Annotated in this window: 20 protein-coding genes; 7 read left to right on the top strand and 13 right to left on the bottom strand. The window is 71.9% G+C overall.

All coding sequences use genetic code 11. The annotated features are described in order from the left end of the window. Positions 1–7 precede the first annotated feature (7 nt). The 6 genes from ABZ622_RS04930 to ABZ622_RS04905 form a co-directional block, all read right to left on the bottom strand. Positions 8–1,459, bottom strand: a complete 1,452-nt coding sequence (locus ABZ622_RS04930) for a penicillin-binding transpeptidase domain-containing protein (protein ID WP_360540456.1) — start codon at positions 1,457–1,459, stop codon at positions 8–10. Positions 1,460–1,523: 64 nt separating this feature from the next. Then, positions 1,524–2,195 carry a response regulator transcription factor gene (locus tag ABZ622_RS04925; protein ID WP_360540454.1) on the bottom strand — a complete coding sequence of 224 codons (672 nt, stop codon included), beginning with the start codon at positions 2,193–2,195 and terminating at the stop codon, positions 1,524–1,526. Next, positions 2,192–3,445 (bottom strand): histidine kinase, encoded by a 1,254-nt coding sequence (locus tag ABZ622_RS04920; protein WP_360540452.1) that lies wholly within the window; start codon positions 3,443–3,445, stop codon positions 2,192–2,194. Before ABZ622_RS04920 ends, ABZ622_RS04925 begins: the two co-directional genes overlap by 4 nt. After that, the gene (locus tag ABZ622_RS04915) at positions 3,442–4,482 is read right to left on the bottom strand and encodes a hypothetical protein (RefSeq protein ID WP_360540450.1); all 1,041 of its coding nucleotides are present in this window, start codon (positions 4,480–4,482) and stop codon (positions 3,442–3,444) included. The genes ABZ622_RS04920 and ABZ622_RS04915 overlap by 4 nt, the downstream gene beginning before the upstream one ends. 90 nt (positions 4,483–4,572) lie before the next feature. Continuing rightward, entirely contained in the window at positions 4,573–5,046 is a 474-nt protein-coding gene (locus ABZ622_RS04910; RefSeq protein WP_360540448.1) for a GNAT family N-acetyltransferase, read from the bottom strand. Between the two features lie 3 nt (positions 5,047–5,049). Then, positions 5,050–5,820, bottom strand: coding sequence for an IclR family transcriptional regulator (locus tag ABZ622_RS04905; RefSeq protein WP_360540446.1), 771 nt, complete (start codon positions 5,818–5,820; stop codon positions 5,050–5,052). A 217-nt stretch (positions 5,821–6,037) separates the two neighbouring features. Here ABZ622_RS04905 and ABZ622_RS04900 point away from each other — a divergent pair, with 217 nt between their 5' ends. From ABZ622_RS04900 to ABZ622_RS04875, 6 genes are all read left to right on the top strand, one after another. Beyond that, on the top strand, positions 6,038–7,558 hold the full coding sequence (locus ABZ622_RS04900) for an aldehyde dehydrogenase (NADP(+)) (RefSeq protein WP_360540444.1): 1,521 nt from the start codon (positions 6,038–6,040) through the stop codon (positions 7,556–7,558). Continuing rightward, complete coding sequence (locus ABZ622_RS04895) at positions 7,555–8,166, top strand: DUF1349 domain-containing protein (protein ID WP_360540442.1); 612 nt, start codon at positions 7,555–7,557, stop codon at positions 8,164–8,166. The genes ABZ622_RS04900 and ABZ622_RS04895 overlap by 4 nt, the downstream gene beginning before the upstream one ends. Further along, positions 8,166–8,681 carry a hypothetical protein gene (locus ABZ622_RS04890; protein ID WP_360540440.1) on the top strand — a complete coding sequence of 172 codons (516 nt, stop codon included), beginning with the start codon at positions 8,166–8,168 and terminating at the stop codon, positions 8,679–8,681. The genes ABZ622_RS04895 and ABZ622_RS04890 overlap by 1 nt, the downstream gene beginning before the upstream one ends. A gap of 45 nt (positions 8,682–8,726) precedes the next feature. Beyond that, positions 8,727–9,032 (top strand): hypothetical protein, encoded by a 306-nt coding sequence (locus ABZ622_RS04885; protein WP_360540438.1) that lies wholly within the window; start codon positions 8,727–8,729, stop codon positions 9,030–9,032. A gap of 622 nt (positions 9,033–9,654) precedes the next feature. Next, on the top strand, positions 9,655–10,374 hold the full coding sequence (locus tag ABZ622_RS04880) for a DsbA family oxidoreductase (RefSeq protein WP_360540436.1): 720 nt from the start codon (positions 9,655–9,657) through the stop codon (positions 10,372–10,374). A gap of 208 nt (positions 10,375–10,582) precedes the next feature. Beyond that, the gene (locus ABZ622_RS04875; protein ID WP_360540434.1) at positions 10,583–11,644 is read left to right on the top strand and encodes an aminotransferase class V-fold PLP-dependent enzyme; all 1,062 of its coding nucleotides are present in this window, start codon (positions 10,583–10,585) and stop codon (positions 11,642–11,644) included. A gap of 19 nt (positions 11,645–11,663) precedes the next feature. Here ABZ622_RS04875 and ABZ622_RS04870 read toward each other — a convergent pair whose 3' ends face one another. Continuing rightward, positions 11,664–12,185 carry a MarR family winged helix-turn-helix transcriptional regulator gene (locus ABZ622_RS04870; protein ID WP_360540432.1) on the bottom strand — a complete coding sequence of 174 codons (522 nt, stop codon included), beginning with the start codon at positions 12,183–12,185 and terminating at the stop codon, positions 11,664–11,666. Positions 12,186–12,336: 151 nt separating this feature from the next. Between ABZ622_RS04870 and ABZ622_RS04865 the strand changes: the two genes are divergently transcribed. Further along, positions 12,337–13,413, top strand: coding sequence for an alkene reductase (locus tag ABZ622_RS04865; protein ID WP_360540430.1), 1,077 nt, complete (start codon positions 12,337–12,339; stop codon positions 13,411–13,413). A gap of 83 nt (positions 13,414–13,496) precedes the next feature. Here ABZ622_RS04865 and ABZ622_RS04860 read toward each other — a convergent pair whose 3' ends face one another. From ABZ622_RS04860 to ABZ622_RS04835, 6 genes are all read right to left on the bottom strand, one after another. Then, on the bottom strand, positions 13,497–14,522 hold the full coding sequence (locus ABZ622_RS04860; protein ID WP_360540428.1) for a VOC family protein: 1,026 nt from the start codon (positions 14,520–14,522) through the stop codon (positions 13,497–13,499). Between the two features lie 97 nt (positions 14,523–14,619). After that, the gene (thpD, locus tag ABZ622_RS04855; RefSeq protein ID WP_360540426.1) at positions 14,620–15,513 is read right to left on the bottom strand and encodes an ectoine hydroxylase; all 894 of its coding nucleotides are present in this window, start codon (positions 15,511–15,513) and stop codon (positions 14,620–14,622) included. A gap of 3 nt (positions 15,514–15,516) precedes the next feature. Then, positions 15,517–15,915, bottom strand: coding sequence for an ectoine synthase (locus ABZ622_RS04850; protein ID WP_360540424.1), 399 nt, complete (start codon positions 15,913–15,915; stop codon positions 15,517–15,519). A gap of 112 nt (positions 15,916–16,027) precedes the next feature. Beyond that, positions 16,028–17,296 carry a diaminobutyrate--2-oxoglutarate transaminase gene (gene ectB, locus ABZ622_RS04845; protein ID WP_360540422.1) on the bottom strand — a complete coding sequence of 423 codons (1,269 nt, stop codon included), beginning with the start codon at positions 17,294–17,296 and terminating at the stop codon, positions 16,028–16,030. A gap of 188 nt (positions 17,297–17,484) precedes the next feature. Continuing rightward, entirely contained in the window at positions 17,485–18,015 is a 531-nt protein-coding gene (ectA, locus tag ABZ622_RS04840) for a diaminobutyrate acetyltransferase (protein WP_360540420.1), read from the bottom strand. Between the two features lie 338 nt (positions 18,016–18,353). Next, a complete protein-coding gene (locus ABZ622_RS04835; protein WP_360540418.1) occupies positions 18,354–19,460 on the bottom strand; it encodes an aminotransferase class V-fold PLP-dependent enzyme in 1,107 nt (368 codons plus the stop codon). Between the last annotated feature and the right edge of the window lie 73 nt (positions 19,461–19,533).

Genomic DNA, 19,533 nt, shown 5'->3' with positions numbered 1-19,533 from the left:
ACGGACGTCAGTCCGCCAGCGCCGCCTTCATCATCTTCTGGGCGATCGGCGCCGCCAGGCCGTTGCCGCTGACCTCGGAGCGTGCCGCGCCCGAGTCCTCGACGACCACGGCGACCGCGACCTCCTTGCCGCTGGACGCGTCCTTCGCGTACGAGGTGAACCAGGCGTACGGGGTCTTGCTGTTGCCCACGCCGTTCTGCGCGGTGCCCGTCTTCCCGCCGACCTCGGCCCCGGGGATCCGGGCGTTGGTGCCGGTGCCCTGTTCGACGACGGTCACCATGGCGCTGCGCAGCTGCTCCGCGGTGGACTGCGAGACGATCCGCTCGGTGTCCCCGTCCGCGAAGTCCTGGAGCGAGTTGCCCTTGGCGTCGGTCACCGAGGACACCATGTGCGGCGCGGCCAGTTCGCCGTCATTGGCGAGGGCCGCCGACACCATCGCGATCTGCAGCGGCGTCGCGGTCACCTCGAACTGGCCGATGCCCGACAGCGCCGTCTGCGGCCGGTCCATGCCGGTCGGGTAGACGCTCCGGCTCGCCCGCACCGGCACATCGAGCTTGTCGGTGTTGAAGCCGAACTTCTCGGCCATCGCCCTGACCTTGTCCTGGCCGAGGTCGACGGCGATCTTCCCGAAGACGTTGTTGCAGGAGTACTGGAGCGCGGTGCGCAGCGTGGCGTTCTCGCAGGGCGCCGAGGGGTTCTCGTTCTCCAGGAACCTGCTGGTGTCGGGCAGCGGGTACGGATTCGGGCTGTCCGTGCGCTCGTCGACCGAGCCGTACAGCCCGTCCTCCAGCGCCGCGGCCGCCACCACCAGCTTGAACGTCGAGCCGGGCGCCAGCGGCTGCCGCAGCGCGCGGTTGACCATCGGCTTGTCCCCGTCGTCGAGCAACTGCTGCCAGTCCTCGCCGTCCGTGGTCCCGCTGATCTTCGACGGGTCGTACGAGGGGGTGGAGACCATGCCCAGGATCCGGCCGGTCTTCGGGTCGATCGCGACCGCCGCCCCCTTGTCGTCGCCGAGCGCCTCGTACGCGGCCTTCTGCACGTCCGGGTCGATCGTCGTCAGGACGTTGCCCGGCGCCGCCTGCTTGCGGGTCACCGCGCTCAGCGGGCTCTTCAGCCGGTCGTCGGTGCCGTCCAGCACATGGCTGTAGATCCCTTCGAGCTGGGTGGCGCCGTACGCCTGCGAGCTGTAGCCGGTGACGGCCGAGTAGAGCTCGCCCTGTGTGTAGGTGCGCTTGTACGCGAGGTCACTGTCACCCGTCCCCTTCGATCCGGTGACCGGGTTGCCGGCCACGATGATGTCGCCGAGCGGCTGCGCGTACTGCGCGATGGTGTTCCGCCGGTTGTGTTCGTCGTCTGCGAGCGCCCGTGCCTGGTACGCCTGCACCCAGGTTGCCCGCCCCAGCAGGGCGAGAACCAGCAGCAGGCAGAAGACCGAGGCTCGCCTGATCGTTCTGTTCATCCCGCCCGGACGACGAGCGGGGCGCCGCGCACCGTTCCCGAATGCGGTGATTCTCACCGGTTTCTCATGCCGGACCGGTGTGCCCCGGGGCGATGAAACCGGACTCGTACGCCGCGATCACGGCCTGGGTGCGATTCTGCGCTCCGGTCTTCGCGAGCACCGCCGCCACATGCGTCTTGGCGGTCGCGGGCCCCACGCCCAGCCGCCCGGCGATCTCCGCGTTGGTCAGCCCCGCCGCCATCAGCCGCAGCACCTCCGCCTCCCGGTCGGTCAGCCGGGACGCCCAGCGCGCGGGCTCGGCCGCACGTCTGCGGTACTCGGCCGCGAGGGCCCGTACCGCCGACGGGAACAGCAGTGTGTCGCTGCGGGCGACCAGCCGTACCGCCTGCACGAGGTCCTCGGCCGCCACCCGCTTCAGCAGGAAGCCGGCCGCCCCGGCGACCAGCGCGTCGTACACGTAGGAGTCGTTCTCGAAGGTGGTGACGACGACGATCCTCGGGGGAAGGTCGAGTGTGCCGAGGATCTGCTCGGTGGCCCGGATACCGTCGATCTCCGGCATCCGCACGTCCATCAGCACCACATCGGGGCGCAGCTCCCGCACCACGGACACCGCCTCCGCGCCGGTCGCCGCCTCGCCGACGACCTCCAGACCGGCTTCCGCGTCCAGGATGACGCGCAGCGCGGTGCGCACCATGCGCTCGTCGTCGGCGAGGACCACCCGGACCGTCGCGTTCACCGGCTCTCCCGTCCGTTCGTACGCAGGGGGAGGCGGGCGGTCAGCCGCCACCCGCCGTCGTGCGGTCCGGACTCCGCGCGGCCGCCCAGCAGCACGACCCGCTCGGCGATGCCGCGCAGCCCACGACCGCCCCCGGGCCGTACCGCCGCGGCCCGCTCCGGCAGTGGACTGTCCATGGTGACCGCCAGTTCCGCCGCCCGCACCGTGATCCGCAGCTCCACCGGCACCCCGCGCCCGCCGTGCCGCAGCGCGTTGCTCAGCCCCTCCTGCACGATCCGGTACGCCTCTCGCGACACGGCGGCCGGGACCGTGCCGGTGTCGCCCCGCACGGCACAGGAGACGGGAACCCCGCAATGCTCCAGCAGCCCGTCCAGCGCGTCGAGCGCCGGGCCGGTCGCCGTGGACGTCCTGTGCTCCTCGCCGCTGCGCAACAGGCCGAGTACGGAGTCGAGTTCACCGACCGTGCGCCGGGTGGTCGCCTCGATCGCGGTCAACGCCTCGCGGACGAACTCCGGGTCGCTGTCCAGGACTCTGCGGGCCGCGCCCGCCTGGAGGGTGACGGCGCTCAGCGCATGGCCGACCGAGTCGTGCAGCTCCCGGGCGAGCCGGTTGCGCACCGCCAGATCGGCCGCCCGGCGCTCGGCCGCGGCCAGCCGGTCCTGCGGCGTCGGCCCCAGCAGCACCGGCGCCCGGCCGGCCAGCAGCGCCCCGGCCGACGCCGCGCAGCCGGCCACGGCCACCAGGATCGCGAGTCCGGCGAAGGGGAGCAGGGCGAGAATCCATGGCCGGTCCATCGCTTCGGGCAGACCGAAGGTCCGGGATTCGCGCATCGACCGGGAGAACGGCAGCGCCATGATCGTCCCGGCTAGCGGGGGCACGGCCAGCGTCAGACCGCTGACGATGCCGCCGAGCGCGAGATGCAGGGTGTACCAGCCGACGGTGCGCACCCGCGCCTGCCGGGTTCCGGCGGGCCCATCGGCGAGCGGCCGGTCGCCGGGGACGCCGCACAGCGCACGGGCCGCGGCCACCGAGAGCGGCCGGGCCGGTGCGAAGAGCGCGGTGACCGCGGCCATGGGCAGGGCGCAGGCGAACGCGGTGAGCTGGTGGGAGAGGGACGAGAAGGGGCCGGGGTCCGGGCGGAGCCGGCCGACGACCACCAGCGCCGCCAGGAAGTACGGCATCAGCAGCGCGCCACCGATGATCAGGTGCAGCCAGCGCCGCCGGGCCCGCCGCCCGAACAGCAGCGTCACGCGCGGGCGCCGGCGGGCCGTGCGTCCGGTGCCGTCCCGGTGGAGCCGGGCAGCCGGACGGCCGCGCGTTCCGCGAAGAAGTACCCGCCGAGAGTGACCACCAGCGCTCCGAGCAGCATCTGGACACCGTAGATCAACATCATGGCCGGGGTGGGCTGTTCGGAGATGTTCCCGGCCCCGGTCAGCGCGGCGAGGCTCAGCCAGCCTCCCCAGCAGGCCGAGGCCCCGGAGCCGCCCCAGGCCAGGGCGAGCGGCACGGCCAGGGGGAGTGCGGAGCGGCGGCGGAAGGCGAGCAGCAGCACACCGGCGGCGGCTGCGACGGCGAAGAAGGCGTTGAGCGACTCCATGACGTAAAAGACGTTGTTCCGGTCCGCGGCCCTGCCCTCACTGAGCCCGGCGGCCGAACCGGTGGCCCACAGCAGATGCGTGACGGCCGGTGCGATCGCGAGCAGCGAGGCGAGGACCGCGGTGGTCCGCAGGGCGGGCCCGGTCGGGCCCGGCCGGAGGTCCCTCAGCTTGCCCTTCCACAGCCGGCCCCAGCGGTCTTGGGCATACAGCGCGAAGAGGGTACCGAGAGCGAGGCCCTGGAGGATGAAGCCGCCGTAGACGACGCCGAAGACCCACCCGTCCAGGAAGGAGGGCTCGTTGCTCCCGGCACCGGTGTCCGCTCCGTCGGCCAGGCCGACCGCCAGTTGCAGGGGGTACCCGGTCATGATCGGCAGCAGCAGCCCGGACGCCACCCACATGGGCAGAACGAGCAGCCGGGCCGGCACCCGCCGTCCCCATGCCTGGGTGAGCAGCAGGGCGAGGAGCACGACGGCGCTGTCCAGCAGGATCGTGATGGCGTTGGTGACGATCATCGTGGTGCGGTCGTCGAGCAGCGGACTGTCGTCCGGGATGCCGACGTGACTGCCCGAGACCCAGGCGGCCTTGAGCGCGATGTACGGCAGGGTGGAGACGATCGTGAGGGTGCGCAGTGCGATGCGGGTGCCCGGCCGCCGCGCGGCGGCGGACGGGGCGAGTGGTGTCCGTGTCATGACACCCACGCTTCCGTGCGGGCCGCTCCGGCACGTCGTGCTCCATGACGATCCGTCTCCGCCGCACGGCGGAGACGGACCGCCGTCCGGTCATCCCGGCAGCGTGAACAGCAGCTCGTCGGTCTCCTCGCCGCGGGCGTGGGCGTACCCGTGGTCCTTGCCGGTGACGGTGAATCCGCACTTCTCCAGCACCCGGCGCGAACCGGTGTTGTCGGCCGCCGCCCGTGCGTGCAGAGGGCGTTCGGGTATGGCGTCGAGCAGCGCCGACAGCGCGGCGGTCGCGAACCCCCGGCCCCACTGCGCCCGGTCGATCCAGTACGTGACCTGGCGGTCGCCCGGGGGGCCGTACACCCCGGTGCTGCCGACCACCGCCCCGTCCGCGAGCACCGTGCGTAGCACGACGGAGCCGTCGGCCATGATGCGCCGCCAGTGGGCGTCGAAGGCATGCCGGTCGGTGGGATCCTCGCTGGTGAAGGCGGCCGTCCTGACCGATTCCGGGTCGGACATGAAGGCGAAGAACAGGGGCAGGTCGTCCGCCCGGACCTCGCGAAGGGCGATCCGCACGGTTCAGAGCCTCCGGGTGGCGAGCGTCAGCCGGTCCCGGGCGTCGAACAGCGCGTCCTTCACCATCTGCTCGTGCGCGGGCGTGAGCCGGGCGACCGGCACCGAGCAGCTGATGGCGTCGCGGGCGGGGGTGCGGTACGGGACGGCGACGCCGAAGCAGCGCAGTCCCAGGGTGTTCTCCTCGCGGTCCACCGCGTACCCCTGCTCGCGGATGATGTGCAGTTCCTCGATGAGCTTCTCGCGGTCGGTGATGGTGTGTTCGGTCAGCGCGGGCAGCGTCTCGGGGAGCAGCTTGCGGACCTGCTCGTCGCTGTGGGTGGCCAGCAGTGCCTTGCCGAGCGAGGTGGAGTGCGCGGGCAGCCGGCGGCCGACCCGGGTGAAGGGGCGCAGATAGTGCTGGGACTGCCGGGTGGCGAGGTACACCACGTTCGTCCCGTCGAGACGGGCCAGGTGAATGGTCTCCGTGGTGTCGTCGGAGAGCCGGTCCAGGGTGGGGCGGGCCGCCGCGACGACCTCGTCGCCGTCGATGTACGAGGTGCCCACCAGCAGGGCCCGTACGCCGATCCCGTACCGGGTGCCCGTCGCGTCGGTCTCCACCCAGCCCAGCTCCACCAGCGTGCGCAGCAGCATGTAGAGGCTGGACTTGGGATAGCCGACGGCCTCCTGCACCGCGGCGAGCGAGTGCATGCCCGGCCGCCCCGCGAAGTATTCGAGCAGTTCCACCGTCCGTACGGCGGACTTGACCTGCCCCCCACCGGATTCGGCAACCGACATCGCCCCACGCCCTTTCCAGCCCACTTGTGAAACCCTGAGACTTCTTGCGTCCGACTCGCGCCCGACGACTGCTCGAACCGGGCGACTTCCACAGCCCGGCGGCTTCTTGCCAACATCGAACGCCCGGAAATAGAGTCGCTTCATATTCACGATCAGGAACTCTGTTCAGAATACCGAACAAACTCTGATGTGCGGCAGTGGAGCGGAAGGAATCACGGTGGCAGCAGCACCAGTCTGGAGCGTCGACCCCCGCACCGGGAACCCGCGCGAGCAGGTTGCGGTGGAGGCTACAGCGGAGGAGGTCGACCGCGCGGTCCGGGCCGCCCACGCGGTACGTGAATCGCTCGCCGACCGCACCGTGCGCGCCGCCTTCCTGCGTATCGCGGCCGACCTGCTCACCGAGGCCGGGGAACACGTCATCGAGGCCGCCGACGCCGAGACCGCACTCGGACCGGCCCGGCTGACCGGTGAACTCGCCCGCACCGCCGCCCAGTTGCGGGCCTTCGCGGAGGTCGTCGACGAGGGCGCCTACCTCGACATCCACATCGACCACGCGGACGCCGGCCGCACCCCGCCCTGGCCCGACCTGCGCCGCTACAAGATCCCGCTCGGCGTCGTCGCCGTCTACGCGGCCAGCAACTTCCCGCTCGCCTTCTCCGTCCCCGGCGGCGACACCGCGAGCGCGCTGGCGGCCGGCTGCCCCGTCGTCGTCAAGGCGCACCCCGACCACCCCGCCACCTCCGAACTCTGCGCCTCCGTACTGCGCAGGGCGGCGGCCAAGGCCGGCCTGCCCGAGGACGTACTGACCCTGGTGCACGGCTTCGACGCCGGCATCGAGCTGATCCGGCACCCGCTGGTCGCCGCCGCCGGGTTCACCGGCTCGGTACGCGGCGGCCGCGCCCTGTTCGACGCGGCGGCGGCCCGCCCCCGCCCCATCCCGTTCCACGGCGAGCTGGGCTCCCTCAACCCCGTCGTCGTCACCGGGGCCGCCGCCGCCGAGCGCGCCGAGGAGATCGGCGCCGGGCTCGGGGGCTCGATGACCATGGGCGCGGGCCAGTTCTGCACCAAGCCCGGCTTCGTCCTGGCCCCGTCCGGCGAGACCGGCGACCGGCTGCTGGAGTCCCTGACCGCCGCGGTCAGCGACACCGAGGCCGCGGTCCTGCTCGACCACCGGATGCGCGACGCCTTCCTCGCGGGCGTACGGACCCGGGCCGAACTCCCCGGCGTCCAGGCCCCGGTCACCCCCGGCGCGGGCGGCGACCACACCGTCTCGGCCGGCTTCCTCACCGTGCCGGCGCAGCTGCTCACCGCCGAGGGTCCGCACGACGAGCTCCTGGAGGAGTGCTTCGGCCCGGTCACCGTGGTCGCCCGCTACACCTCCCACGACGAGGTCACCGCCGTGCTCTCCCGGCTCCCCGGCAACCTCACCGCCACCCTCCAGACCGCCGCGGACGGCGCCGACGCCGACGCCCCCGGACTCCTCGCGGCCCTCACCCCGCTGGCCGGCCGGGTCCTCGTCAACGGCTGGCCGACCGGCGTCGCCGTCGCCCCCGCCCAGCACCACGGCGGCCCCTACCCGGCCACCACCTCCACCTCCACCTCGGTCGGCGCCACCGCGGTCGAACGCTGGCTGCGCCCGGTCACCTACCAGACCACCCCCGACGCCCTGCTCCCGCCGGAGCTCCGCGAGGACAACCCCCAGGGCCTTCCCCGCCGGGTGGACGGACGCCGCGCATGACCCCGCACCTGCCCGAACTCCCCTTCGGCCTCGTCCCGTTCGGCCCCGAGGGCGACTGGACGTACGAGGACGGCGTACTGGCCGGCAGGGCGGGCGCCCGCCAGGACCGGTTCGTACCGCCGGGCGGCACCTGTCCCGACCCCGCGAGCGACGCCCCCCGCCTGCTCGGTGCCGCGCCCCGGGGCGACTTCCAGCTGATCGCCCGGGTCCGGGTCGGCTTCGCGGCCGCCTTCGACGCCGGGGTGCTCTACCTGCACGTCGGGGAGCGGGAGTGGGCCAAGCTCTGCCTGGAGCTCTCCCCGGACCACCCCACCGTCTGCACGGTCGTCACCCGGGGCCGTTCCGACGACGTCAACTCCTTCACCGTGGACGCCGACACCTGCTGGCTGCGCCTCAGCCGCACGGGCGACGCGTTCGCCTTCCACGCCTCCGCCGACGGCGAGAAGTGGACCTTCGTCCGCGTCTTCGCCCTCGGCGACCCGGAGCGTGCGGCCGGGGCATCGGTCGGCTTCCTGGTCCAGTCGCCGACGGGCGAGGGCTGCGAGGCGTCCTTCGACCGGATCGAGTTCCGCACGACGGGGCTCGCGGACCTGCGGGACGGAAGCTGATGACCGCCCGGATGGGGGAGGTGTTCGGGACCGGCCGCGCGGTGTCCGACATCGAGGCGCTGCTCGCCGGTCCCGTGCCGGCCGCGGGGCCCACCGTCGGCGAGGGGGAGCCGGACACCGGGGAGTGGTCCGCGACCGGGGGCGAGGGTTTCCGGATCGTGCCGCTCTGGGAGAGCGACGACCTCGTGGGCGTGTACGAGCGCGAGTGGGAGGAGGCCGAGGAGGCCGCCTCGGGTCATCTCGCCGATCTCGTGGGTGAGTTGGACCGCCGGTGGGGCGCGCACCGGACGGCGGGCATGCGGGTGCCGATCTTCCGCGACCGCGCGGGTGAGCCCCTGCCGCCGTTGTACCGGGCGCTGTGCGACGCGGACTGTCTCGGGGATCTGAGGGTGTGGGGGCCGGTGGACGGCCGGTGGGTCGCGGTCTCCCTCAACCAGTGCGACGGCGACGCGCCGATGATCCTGGCCGCGGTGGTCGCCGACCGGCCGATCGTCGAGCTCGACGACGGGGAGTGACAGCGGGCAGGGGCGCGGGCCGGGCAGCCGGCACACGCTGAGCACATGGACCGCGGCATCCGCAGGGCCTCCTGGTTCGCCCTTGCCATGCTGGTGCCGGTGGTCGTCGGCTCCGGCCTCCTCGCACTGACCACAACCCGGGCTTCCGGCTGTCTGGCCTACGGCGTGAATTGTGCAGACGTGCCCGACGGCTCGATCCCCGGCTGTTTCTTCGCCGCACTCCTGCTCGGCGTCCTGGCGGTGGCCCGGCCGAGGAAGCAACTGCCGTTCGCCTCCGCGCGCGGCCGGCTGCTGGGCCTGCACGGCGTGGCGCGGCTCATGACAGCGTCATTGATCCTCGGCCACGCCTGACGCCCGGGCACCGGGAGGGCGGCGCCGGCCTGTCGCCCGGGACTACGGGCGAATGCGGTCGATGGTGCTTTCGAAGGCATGATCCTCTGCCGGCCTGCGGCAGGAGTCCGACGAGTCAGTTGCCGCCTTCGCCGCCATCGCTGTTGTTCTTCCGGCCGCCCACCGCTGCGGAGATGATCCATGCCGCCAGCGCGACGAGGAAGAACACGACAATGATGGTCGGGAGTGCTGACTTCACAACTGGGTCCCCCTGTTGGATGTGTGACCGTTCCTGCCCGAAGTCTGCGGTGGCTGAAGCGAATTGAAGGTATCGAGAGCTTCCTCGCGGCCTCCGCGCCCGGGCAAGGCTGACAGGTCCCTTTCAAGGCCGACCGGATCCTACGCGGCTGCGATGGCCACCCACCAGTGGTGGCGCCACCACACCTGCCGCAGTCCTGATGGCGAGGGTGACATCGTTCGAATCCGGGCCGTGTACGGACCGGCCGGGCGTGATGATCCACGCTGCTCGGAGGGACGTCCGCCGGGCGGGGAATGCGGAAGTCCGCTCCCGTGTTGTGGACGGGAGCGGAGGGTGGCTCCGCACCCGAGCGGTACGTACGAGGACACGGAGAGAAGAAGAGACATGCGCGTCGAGATCTGGAGCGACATAGCCTGCCCCTGGTGCTACATCGGGAAGGCCCGCTTCGAGAAGGGCCTGGCGGGATTCGCCCACCGCGACCAGGTCGAGGTCGTGCACCGGTCCTTCGAGCTCGACCCCGGGCACGCCAAGGGGGACACCGCCCAGGTCATCGACATGCTGGCGCAGAAGTACGGGCGCACCCGCGAGGAGGCGCAGGCCATGGAGGCGAATGTCGCGGCCAACGCGCAGGCCGAGGGGCTCGGCTATCTCACCGAGGGCCGTGACCACGGCAACACCTTCGACATTCACCGGCTGCTTCACCTGGCCAAGGCCCGAGGCCGCCAGGACGAGCTGCTGAGCCTGGCCTACCGGGCGAACTTCGCCGAGGAGCGGTCCGTCTACGACAGCGGCGTACTGGTCGAGCTGGCCGTCGAGGCCGGGCTCGACGCCGACGAGGCGCGTGCCGTTCTCGCCGACCCGGAGGCGTACGCGGCCGAGGTGCGGGCCGACGAGCGGGAGGCGTCCGAGCTGGGCGCCAACGCGGTGCCGTTCTTCGTGCTCGACCGGCGATACGGCATCTCCGGCGGCCAGCCCGCCGAGGTCTTCGCCCAGGCGCTGGAGCAGGCGTGGAAGGACCGCCCGCTCACCGCGATCGGCGGCGACGCGGCGGCGTGCGACGCCGACGGCGCCTGCGAGGTCCCGCAGGCCGGCCGCAACGCCTGAGGTCCGTCCCCCGGTGACACGCCCGAGGTCCGTCAGCGCCGGGCACGAGCGGTGCTGTTCCGGCGCTGCGTCGCGCCTGAGTGGTGCTGTCCCGGCGCCAAGCGTCGCGCCTGAGGTGCTGTCCCGGCTCCGCGCACGAGCGTTGCCTGGGCGTTCCCGTCAACCTTTTGTGATTGACCGGGAGGTGAGGGGGTCCCAGGCTGGGCGCATGGAGACTACTTCGCTCAGCAGTGCGGTGGACGCCGAGTTCGCGCCGGAGACGACCTACCTCAACACCTCCACCTGCGGGCTGCTGCCCCGGCGGACCGTGGCGGCCGTGCGGGCGCTCGCCGAGGCGATCGGCTCGGGCAGCCGGGCCGATTCCGGCGACTTCGAGGCGGTGGAGGCGGCCCGGTCCGGCTTCGCCCGGCTCTCCCGGGTCGACGCCGACCGGGTCGCCGTCGGCAGCTCGGTCTCCGTGCATGTCGGACTGGTCGCCGCGGCGCTGCCGCCGGGGGCCGAAGTACTGGCGCCCGAGGGCGAGTTCAGCTCCGTCGTCAGCCCCTTCGCGGTCCGCGGCGACCTCAGGACGCGGTACGCCCCGCTGGACCGGCTGGCCGACGCGGTGGGGCCGGACACCGCGCTCGTCGCTCTGTCCTCGGTGCAGTCGTCCAACGGGCGGATCGCCGACCTGAAGGCGGTGCGGGCGGCGGCCGGCGCCCACGGTGCCCGGACGCTGCTCGACACCAGCCAGTCGGCCGGCTGGCTGCCGCTGGACGCCGGGGAGTACGACTACACCGTCACCGGCGGCTTCAAGTTCCTGCTCTGCCCGCGCGGTGCGTCGTTCCTCACCGTCACCGAGGAGGCGCAGCGCACCCTGCCGCCGCTCTTCGCCGGGATGTACGCCGCCGCCGACCCCTGGAACAGCACGTACGGTCCGGTCGGGCAGCTCTCCGGGACCGCGCGCCGTTACGACGAACCGCCCGCCTTCCTCTCGTACCACGGTGCCGAGCAGTCCCTCGCGCTGCTGAACGAGGTCGGTGTGGACGCCGTCCACACCCATGCCACCGGGCTCGCCGCCCGCATGCGGGCCGGGCTGGCCGGGCTCGGGCACGAGGCGGTGCCGGGGGAGTCGGCGATCGTGGCCGTGCCCGGACTGGGCGAGCGGGAGCCGGAGCTCGCACGGGCCGGGGTGGTGGTCTCGAACCGGGCGGGAAGTCTGCGCGCCGCCTTCCACCTGTACAACACGGAGGCCGATGTGGACCGGGCCCTGGACGTGCTCGCCCGCTGACCGCGCCCGCCGGACGGGATCAGCAGGGGCCGGGGCAGTCCCCTGCCCCTGACCCTGCTCCGGCCTCCCGGCAGAGGTTCGCCTCGACCTTGGCGAGCAGCCGGGTCAGCTCCGCGCGTTCGGCGGGTCCGAGACCGGCGAGGGTGTGGTCCTCCAGGTCCGTCCAGGCCCGCTGGACGTCGGAGTGCAGCGCACAGCTGTCGTCGGTCGCCTCGACCAGGACGGCCCGCCGGTCGTCCGGGTCGGGGCGGCGGCGCACGTGCCCGGTCTGTTCGAGGCGCTGGAGCATCTTGGTGACGGTGGAGGGGTCGAGGTCGACGGCCTTGATCAGCTCGGCCTGACGCACCGGACCGGCATCCCACAGGCACATCATCAGGAACTCCTGGCCCGGGTAGAGCCCGAGCCCCCTGAGCAGCTTGCCCGCGGCGATCCGGTGCAGCCGGGCGACCCGGGCCAGCGCATGGCTGACGGGGCCGCCGAGGGCCGCGCTCGGCAGGCCCGGACAGGCGGGGTCTGCGGGTCCGGCGGGTTCGGCCTTCATGGGGTGGCTCCTCGCGGCGACGCCCCGGCCCCGGCTCCGATGCCGGGCTCCGGCGACTTTCCGCCCACTTTACATTGGTCGGCCAAGTAATGGTCTACAGTGGCGTCGGCGCAGATAATTGGCCGACCACATAAATAGTCCGGGAGTCCCCATGACCACCGCATTCGACCCGATCGACCTTTCCGGTACCCGGCTCGCCAACCGCATCGCGATGGCTCCGATGACCCGCAGCCGGGCCGGTGAGGGCGGCACCGCCACGGATCTCGTCGCCGAGTACTACGCCCAGCGCGCCTCGGCGGGCCTCATCATCACCGAAGGCGTCCAGCCGTCGGTGGTGGGCCAGGGCTACCCCGCCACCCCCGGGCTGCACAGCGCGGAGCAGGTCGCCTCCTGGCGCAAGGTCACCGACGCGGTGCACGCGGCGGGCGGGCGGATCTTCGCCCAGCTGATGCACGCGGGCCGGATCGGCCACCCCGACCTGCTGCCGGACGGGCTGACCCCGGTCAGCGCGTCGGCGGTCAAGCCCGCCGGACAGCTCTTCACCGGCACGGGCACGGTGGACTTCACCACCCCGCGCGCACTGACCGGCGACGAGGTCCGGCAGACCATAACCGACTTCGCCGCGGCCGCCCGCAACGCGGTCGACGCCGGCTTCGACGGAGTCGAACTGCACGGCGCCAACGGCTACCTCATCCACCAGTTCCTCGCCCCCAACACCAACCTGCGCGACGACGAGTGGGGCGGCTCGGACGAGGCGCGCATCCGGTTCGCCGTCGAGGTGGTCAAGGCCGTCGCCGCCGAGATCGGCGCGGAGCGGACCGGACTGCGGGTCTCGCCCAAGAACCCGTACAACGACATCGACGAGCCCGCGCCGGAGGCCGTCTACACCGCGCTGGTACGGGAGATCGAGCCGCTCGGCCTCGCCTATCTGCACGTCCTGGAAGCGGGGAAGATCCGCGAACTGACCCTCGCGCTGCGCAAGCAGTTCTCCGGTGCCTTCGTCCTCAACGCGCTGACGGACGGCCCGACCGGCCCGGACGACCACTCGCTCGTCGACGACGGGATCGCCGACATCATCTCGTACGGTGCCCTGTTCATCGCCAACCCGGACCTGCCGGCCCGGCTGAAGGCCGGCGGCCCGTTCAACACCCCGGACCCGTCGACCTTCTTCGGCGGGGACGCGAAGGGCTACATCGACTACCCGGCCCTGGACGACGCCCAGGTCTAGGCCGATTCGTCGAAGAGCCCCCGCACGTTCCCCTGGAGGCTCTGGTGGGCCAGGGATAGCCCGGGCCGGGCCGCCGCCCCGGGCTATCCCTGGCCGGACCCGTCCAGCGGGGCGCTGCGCCACTTCCACGAGGTGACGCGCGGGTGGCCGGGCAGCTCGGCGCGGCCGGTCGCCCAGAGCAGTACGGCCCACCGGTCGGCATCCTTCGGGGCGTCCGGGAACAGCCGGGCCAGCGCCCGGTTGCAGATGCCGGCGGGCGGGGTCCAGCCGCCCCCCAGGCCCGCGGTGATGTCGTGCGCGTGCAGCAGGGTCTCCACGACCCCCATCGCGGCGAAGCCCTCCGGGTCGGACACCCCGTAGGAGTGGTACGCGCGGAGTCCGGGCGGGGCCGTGCGCACCATCGAGGCGAGCAGCGCGCCGCACGCCTCCAACGTCCGCAAGAGCCCCGCGGTTCCGGCCGACCGGTCCGCGAAGACCGCGTTCTTCGGACCGCCCTCGCGGTCGGCGCTCCAGCGGTACGGGACGTACGCGTCCAGTGGCGGCTGCCGCAGGCCCAGCTGGGCCGCATAGGAGAAGAGGTCGTCGCTCAGATGCTCGGCGGTCTCCCAGCAGGTCCACTCCAGCGTCCCCGCCGGGGCGTGCCAGTCGTCCTGCGGGCACTCCCGGAGCGCGGCGATCGCAAGACGTACCGCGGTGGTCACGTCGTCCGCCGTGACCGGCAGCCGGGCCCCGGTCAGGGCCGCCCGCTCCGCCGCACCGCACTCGACGCAGAACTCGTTGCCCTCGGGGTCGCCGAGCGTCGCCCAGCCCCGCCCGTTCGGTTTGCGGTGGTCGGCGACGAGGGTGGCGCCCAGACCGAGCAGCCGCTCGACCTCCTCGTCCCGGGTCCGGTCCTGCGGCTGGATGTCCAGGTGGACACGGTTCTTGCCGCCCTTGGGCTCCGGTACCCGGATGAAGAGCAGCGCGGCACCGGGGGATTCGAGGAGCACCTCGGGATCCCCGGGGGCGTCCTGGTCGGAGATCGGGACGTCGAGCGCCCCGGACCAGAAGCGGGCGAGCCCGTAGGGGTCGGTGCAGTCGACGGTGATGTGCCGTACGAGTGAGGTCATGGGTCTTACCTTCGCCGTCGACCGCCGTGCCGGTCCAGCGATTTCGGGGCCGGCGGGGGGAGCGACGAATGCCGTTCCGCCCCGCCGGCGGGTCACCTCAGCGCACCGGGGTGAAGTCCCTCGCCCCGATGAACTCCGGGCGCCGCGCCGGCGCCGCGAACGGCTCCTCGGCGGCGTTGTCCACGCTGTTGAAGACGATGAAGACATTGCTGCGCGGGTACGGGGTGATGTTGTCGCCCGAGCCGTGCATGCAGTTGCAGTCGAACCAGGTCGCCGAACCCGCCTTGCCCGTGAAGAGCTTGATGCCGTGCCGGTCGGCCATCTTCGTCAGGGCCTCGTCGGACGGGGTTCCGGCGTCCTGCATCTTCAGCGACTTCTTGTAGTTGTCCCGGGGTGTCTCGCCCGCGCACCCGAGGAACGACTTGTGCGAACCGGGCATGATCATCAGCCCGCCGTTGGTGTCGTGGTTCTCGGTCAGCGCGATCGACACGGACACCGCCCGCATGTTCGGCAGTCCGTCTTCGGCGTGCCAGGTCTCGAAGTCCGAGTGCCAGTAGAACCCCGAGGCGCCGAAGCCCGGCTTGACGTTGATCCGGGACTGGTGGACGTACACCTCCGAACCGAGGATCTGCCGGGCCCGGCCCACCACCCGTTCGTCGGCGACCAGCCGGGCGAAGACCTCGCTGATCCGGTGGACCTCGAAGACCGACCGCACCTTCTGCGACTTCGGCTCTATGATCGAGCGCTCGTCGGCCCGTACCGCCGGATCGGCGATCAGCCGGTCCAGTTCGGCGAGGTGGACGGCGACCTCGTCGGGGGTGATGAGCTGGTCGTCGGTGAGGAAGCCGTCGCGCTCGAAGCCCTGGAGATCCCGCACGGCCACCGGGCCGGGGGCGCCGGGCGGGGACCAGATCACCGGGTCCTGGCGGGGGGTGGTCATCTCGGCTGTGCCGCGCGTGGGGTACAGGTCGGTGCGTACATCGGTGGTCATGGTTCAGCCCTCCTCGGTCAGCAGCGGGTAGACGCCGCTCTCGTCGTGTTCCTCCCGCCCGGTGACCGGCGGGTTGAAGACACAGACGCAGCGGAAGTCGGTCTTCGGGCGCATGGTGTGCCGCTCGTGGCCGTCCAGCAGGTACATCGTGCCCGGGGTGATCCAGTGCTTCTCGCCGGTCTCGTCGTCCGTGAGCTCGGCCTCGCCCTCGACGCACAGGACGGCCTCGATGTGGTTCGCGTACCACATCGACGTCTCGGTGCCCGCGTACATCGTGGTCTCGTGGAGCGAGAAGCCCACCTTCTCCCGGGCGAGCACGATGCGCTTGCTCTCCCAGGTGCCGGAAGCGGCCTTCACATGCCGGTCGGTGTTCTCGATGTCACTGAACGATCGGACGATCACGGTGGGTCGGTGCCTTTCTCTCTACGGTGTCCGCCGCCGTGGTGTGCTCCACCGCGGTGACTCCCGCTGTGCGGTTTCTCGTCGGGGCCCGCGTCGATGGCGGGCCGGGTGGTCAGACGGTGTCGCGGACCGCGCGGGCCAGCGTGCGCAGGCCCTCGTCCAGCTCGTCGGGGGTGGCGATCAGCGGCGGCAGCAGCTTCACGACCTCGCTGCGCGGGCCGGAGGTCTCCACCAACAGTCCCAGTTCGAAGGCGCGGGCACAGATCGCGGTGGCGCGCGCCTCGTCCGTGAACTCCAGGCCCCAGACCAGGCCCCGGCCCCGGTACCGCGCGCCGAGAGCGGTGTGCTCGTCGCAGATCGAGAGCAGCGCCTGCTCGATCTGCTCGCCCCGGGCCAGGGTCTGCTTCTCCATCTGGCCGTCCGCCCAGTAGGCGTCCAGCGCGGCGGCGGCCGTGACGAACGCCGGGTTGTTGCCGCGGAAGGTGCCGTTGTGCTCGCCCGGCCCCCAGATGTCCAGCTCCGGGTTGAACAGGCAGAGGGACATGGGCAGTCCGTAGCCGCTGATGGACTTCGACAGGGTCACGATGTCGGGGACGATGCCGGCCTCCTCGAACGAGAAGAACGACCCGGTGCGTCCGCAGCCCATCTGGATGTCGTCGACGATCAGGAGCATGTCGCGACGGCGGCACAGATCGGCGAGTGCCCGCAGCCACTCGGGGCGCGCCACGTTGATGCCGCCCTCGCCCTGCACCGTCTCGACGATCACGGCGGCGGGCTTGTTGAGTCCGGAGCCCTGGTCCTCCAGGAGCCGTTCGAACCAGAGGAAGTCGGGCACCTGGCCGTCGAGGTAGTTGTCGAACGGCATCGGGGTGCCGTGCACGAGCGGGATGCCGGCACCGGCCCGCTTGAAGGCGTTGCCGGTGACGGCGAGCGAGCCGAGCGACATGCCGTGGAAGGCGTTGGTGAACGACACGATGGACTCGCGCCCCTTCACCTTGCGGGCCAGCTTCAGCGCCGCCTCGACCGCGTTGGTGCCGGTCGGGCCGGGAAACATCACCTTGTACGGCAGGTCGCGCGGGCGCAGCACGTTGTTCTGGAAGGACTCCAGGAAGGTGCGTTTGGCGGTGGTGGCCATGTCCAGGCCGTGGGTGATGCCGTCGCGCTCGATGTAGTCGATCAGCGCCCGTTTCAGCACCGGGTTGTTGTGGCCGTAGTTGAGCGATCCCGCGCCGGCGAAGAAGTCGAGGTAGCTGTGGCCGTCCTCGTCGGTCAGCCGGGAGCCCTGCGCACGGTCGAACACGGCGGGCCAGGCGCGGCAGTAGCTCCGTACCTCCGACTCCAGGGTCTCGAAGACACTCAGCGCGGGCGGGGTGATGGTCACAGGGGATCTCCTGCTTGAGAGGGGGGTGGCGGTCGGCGGTGCGGGCGTGCTCGGGCGTGGCGGCGCCCCGTCGGTCCGGGCCGGGACGTACGGGTGTGGCGGCGCCCCGTCGGTCCGGGCCGGGACGTGCGGGTGTGGCGGTGGCCGGGTGGGCTCAGGCGTGGAACGGGCCGGTGCGGTAACAGGAATCAGGCGTGGAACGGGCCGATGCGGTACAGGACTTCGGGCAGGTGGTCGCCCTCGGGGAACAGTCCGCCGTCGAAGAGCACCTCGCGGTCCAGGGCCACGTCGTGGCGCTGCGCGTAGGAGGTGAACAGCCGGTCCGACGCGGTGTTGTCCGGGGTGATGGTCGTCTCGACCGAGGCCAGGCCCTGTTCGGCGGCCACCCGGGAGGTCAGTGCGTCCAGCAGCTTTCCGGCCAGCCCCGCCCCGCGGCGGGCGTGGTCGACGGCCACCTGCCAGACGACGAGCGTCCCGGGACGGTCCGGCCGGAGGTAACCCGTCACGAAGGCGACGGGCTCACCGGTCTCGCCCCGGGCGACCACGGAGGTCGCCGCGAAGTCACGGCACCACAGCAGGTAGCTGTACGAGGAGTTGAGGTCCAGGACCTCGGAGTCGCGGGCGATGCGCCAGATCGCGGCCCCGTCCTCCACTCGTGGGGTGTCGATGGTGATGAATTCGTTTTGGGCACTTGCAAAATCTGCTGGTGCGGCGGTCATGCAAATTGAATTTACCCAGCAAATTTCCAAATCGCATCGAGGAGAAGGGTTGGGCGGGATGGCATTCTGTGTTATCACGCGGGCGCGTGCCCCGGCGCGACCAGGACGCGATTTCTTATGTTTTGGTGGCCATTTATCCGGCATAACGGTCGCGATGTGGAGTCGGTCACATGCTTGTAACTCTCGGGCGACGCAACGGAATTGTGTGGTTCGGGTCTGATCGGAGACTCTGGAAACTCGGGTGTTTAGGGTTCGGGAAACCGGGCAGAAGAATGCGGGGAGCTGCTCTGAATAAAGCAGCTCCCCGCATTCGGAAAATATTGGCGCCCGGCCCGGATTTATTCGCTCGGCCAGGTTTCCGAAACGGCCTTGCGGGCAGCTTCGAAGTCGACCTGCCGGCCCGTATCGGCCAGCGCCGCCCCCAGAGCCGCGAGCGAGGACCGCACCGCGCCCCGCGTCGCATCCACACCGTAGTGATTGACCCGGATCATCTCCTTGGACAGCGCACCCCCGCCCGCGATCAGCGGCAGCGAGGGGTCGGCCGCGAGCGCCCGCGCGACCAGCTCGGCGGCGTCGACCCCCTCCGGGGCGCGCAGCGTCGTCGCGACCGGCGCCGCCTCCGAGGCCTCGTGGACGTACGGCGAGAGGCCGCCGCCGAGCGCCACCGCGCCCGCGCGCGTCGCCGCGGCGGCCGCGGCGTGACGGGCCATCAGCACGTCCGGTCCCTCGGTCTCGATCCGCTCCACACAGGCCTCCAGCGCCAGCATCTCCAGCTGGGCCGGCGCGTGCAGCAGGGCCTTGCGGCCGCCGTCGATCCAGCGCTCCTTCCAGTCCAGCAGCGAGAGGTAGGAGCGGCGCGGAGCCTCGGGGTTGGCGGCGATCCGCTCCCAGGCACGCGCACTCACCGACACCGCGGACACCCCGGCCGGGCCGCCCATCGCCTTCTGCGCGCCGATCACACAGAGGTCGACGCCCCACACGTCCGGCAGCAGCGGCTCGGCACCCACCGAGGCGACGGCGTCCAGCATGAACAGCGCCCCGTGCGAACGGACCACCTCGCCGATCTCGGCGACCGGATTGGTGTTGCCGGTCGCCGCCTCCGCGTGGACCAGGGAGACGAAGTCGATCTCCGGGTGCTCGGCCAGCGCCCGCGCGACCTGGTCGGCGGTGACCGCGGTGTGGAACGGAACCGCGAGATCGACGACATTGGCACCGCAGTCCCGCAGCCAGTTGCCGAAGGTCTGCCCGTACGGACCGGTGACGACGTTCAGCGCGGTCGAGCCGGGCCGGGCGCCGCCCCGGATGCAGCCTTCGAGGGGGAGCAGCGCCTCGCCCTGCATGATGACGACGTCCTGCTCGGTGGCGAGGAGGCCGGCCACCCGCTTCTCGATGGCCGCGAAGTGCGCGGCGGTGAGCGGGGCGAGGTCGAGGAAGGGGTGCGTCACGGTGGTGCTCTCTTCGGGTCGGATCGGGTCGGTGCGCGATGTCGCGTACGGGCGGTGCTTCCGTCGAAGCGTA

Source organism: Streptomyces sp. NPDC007164, assembly GCF_040634135.1.
GTDB lineage: Bacteria > Actinomycetota > Actinomycetes > Streptomycetales > Streptomycetaceae > Streptomyces > Streptomyces sanglieri.
Note: the sequence above shows the minus strand (reverse complement) of the source record. Positions and strands in the feature narration are given on the sequence as shown.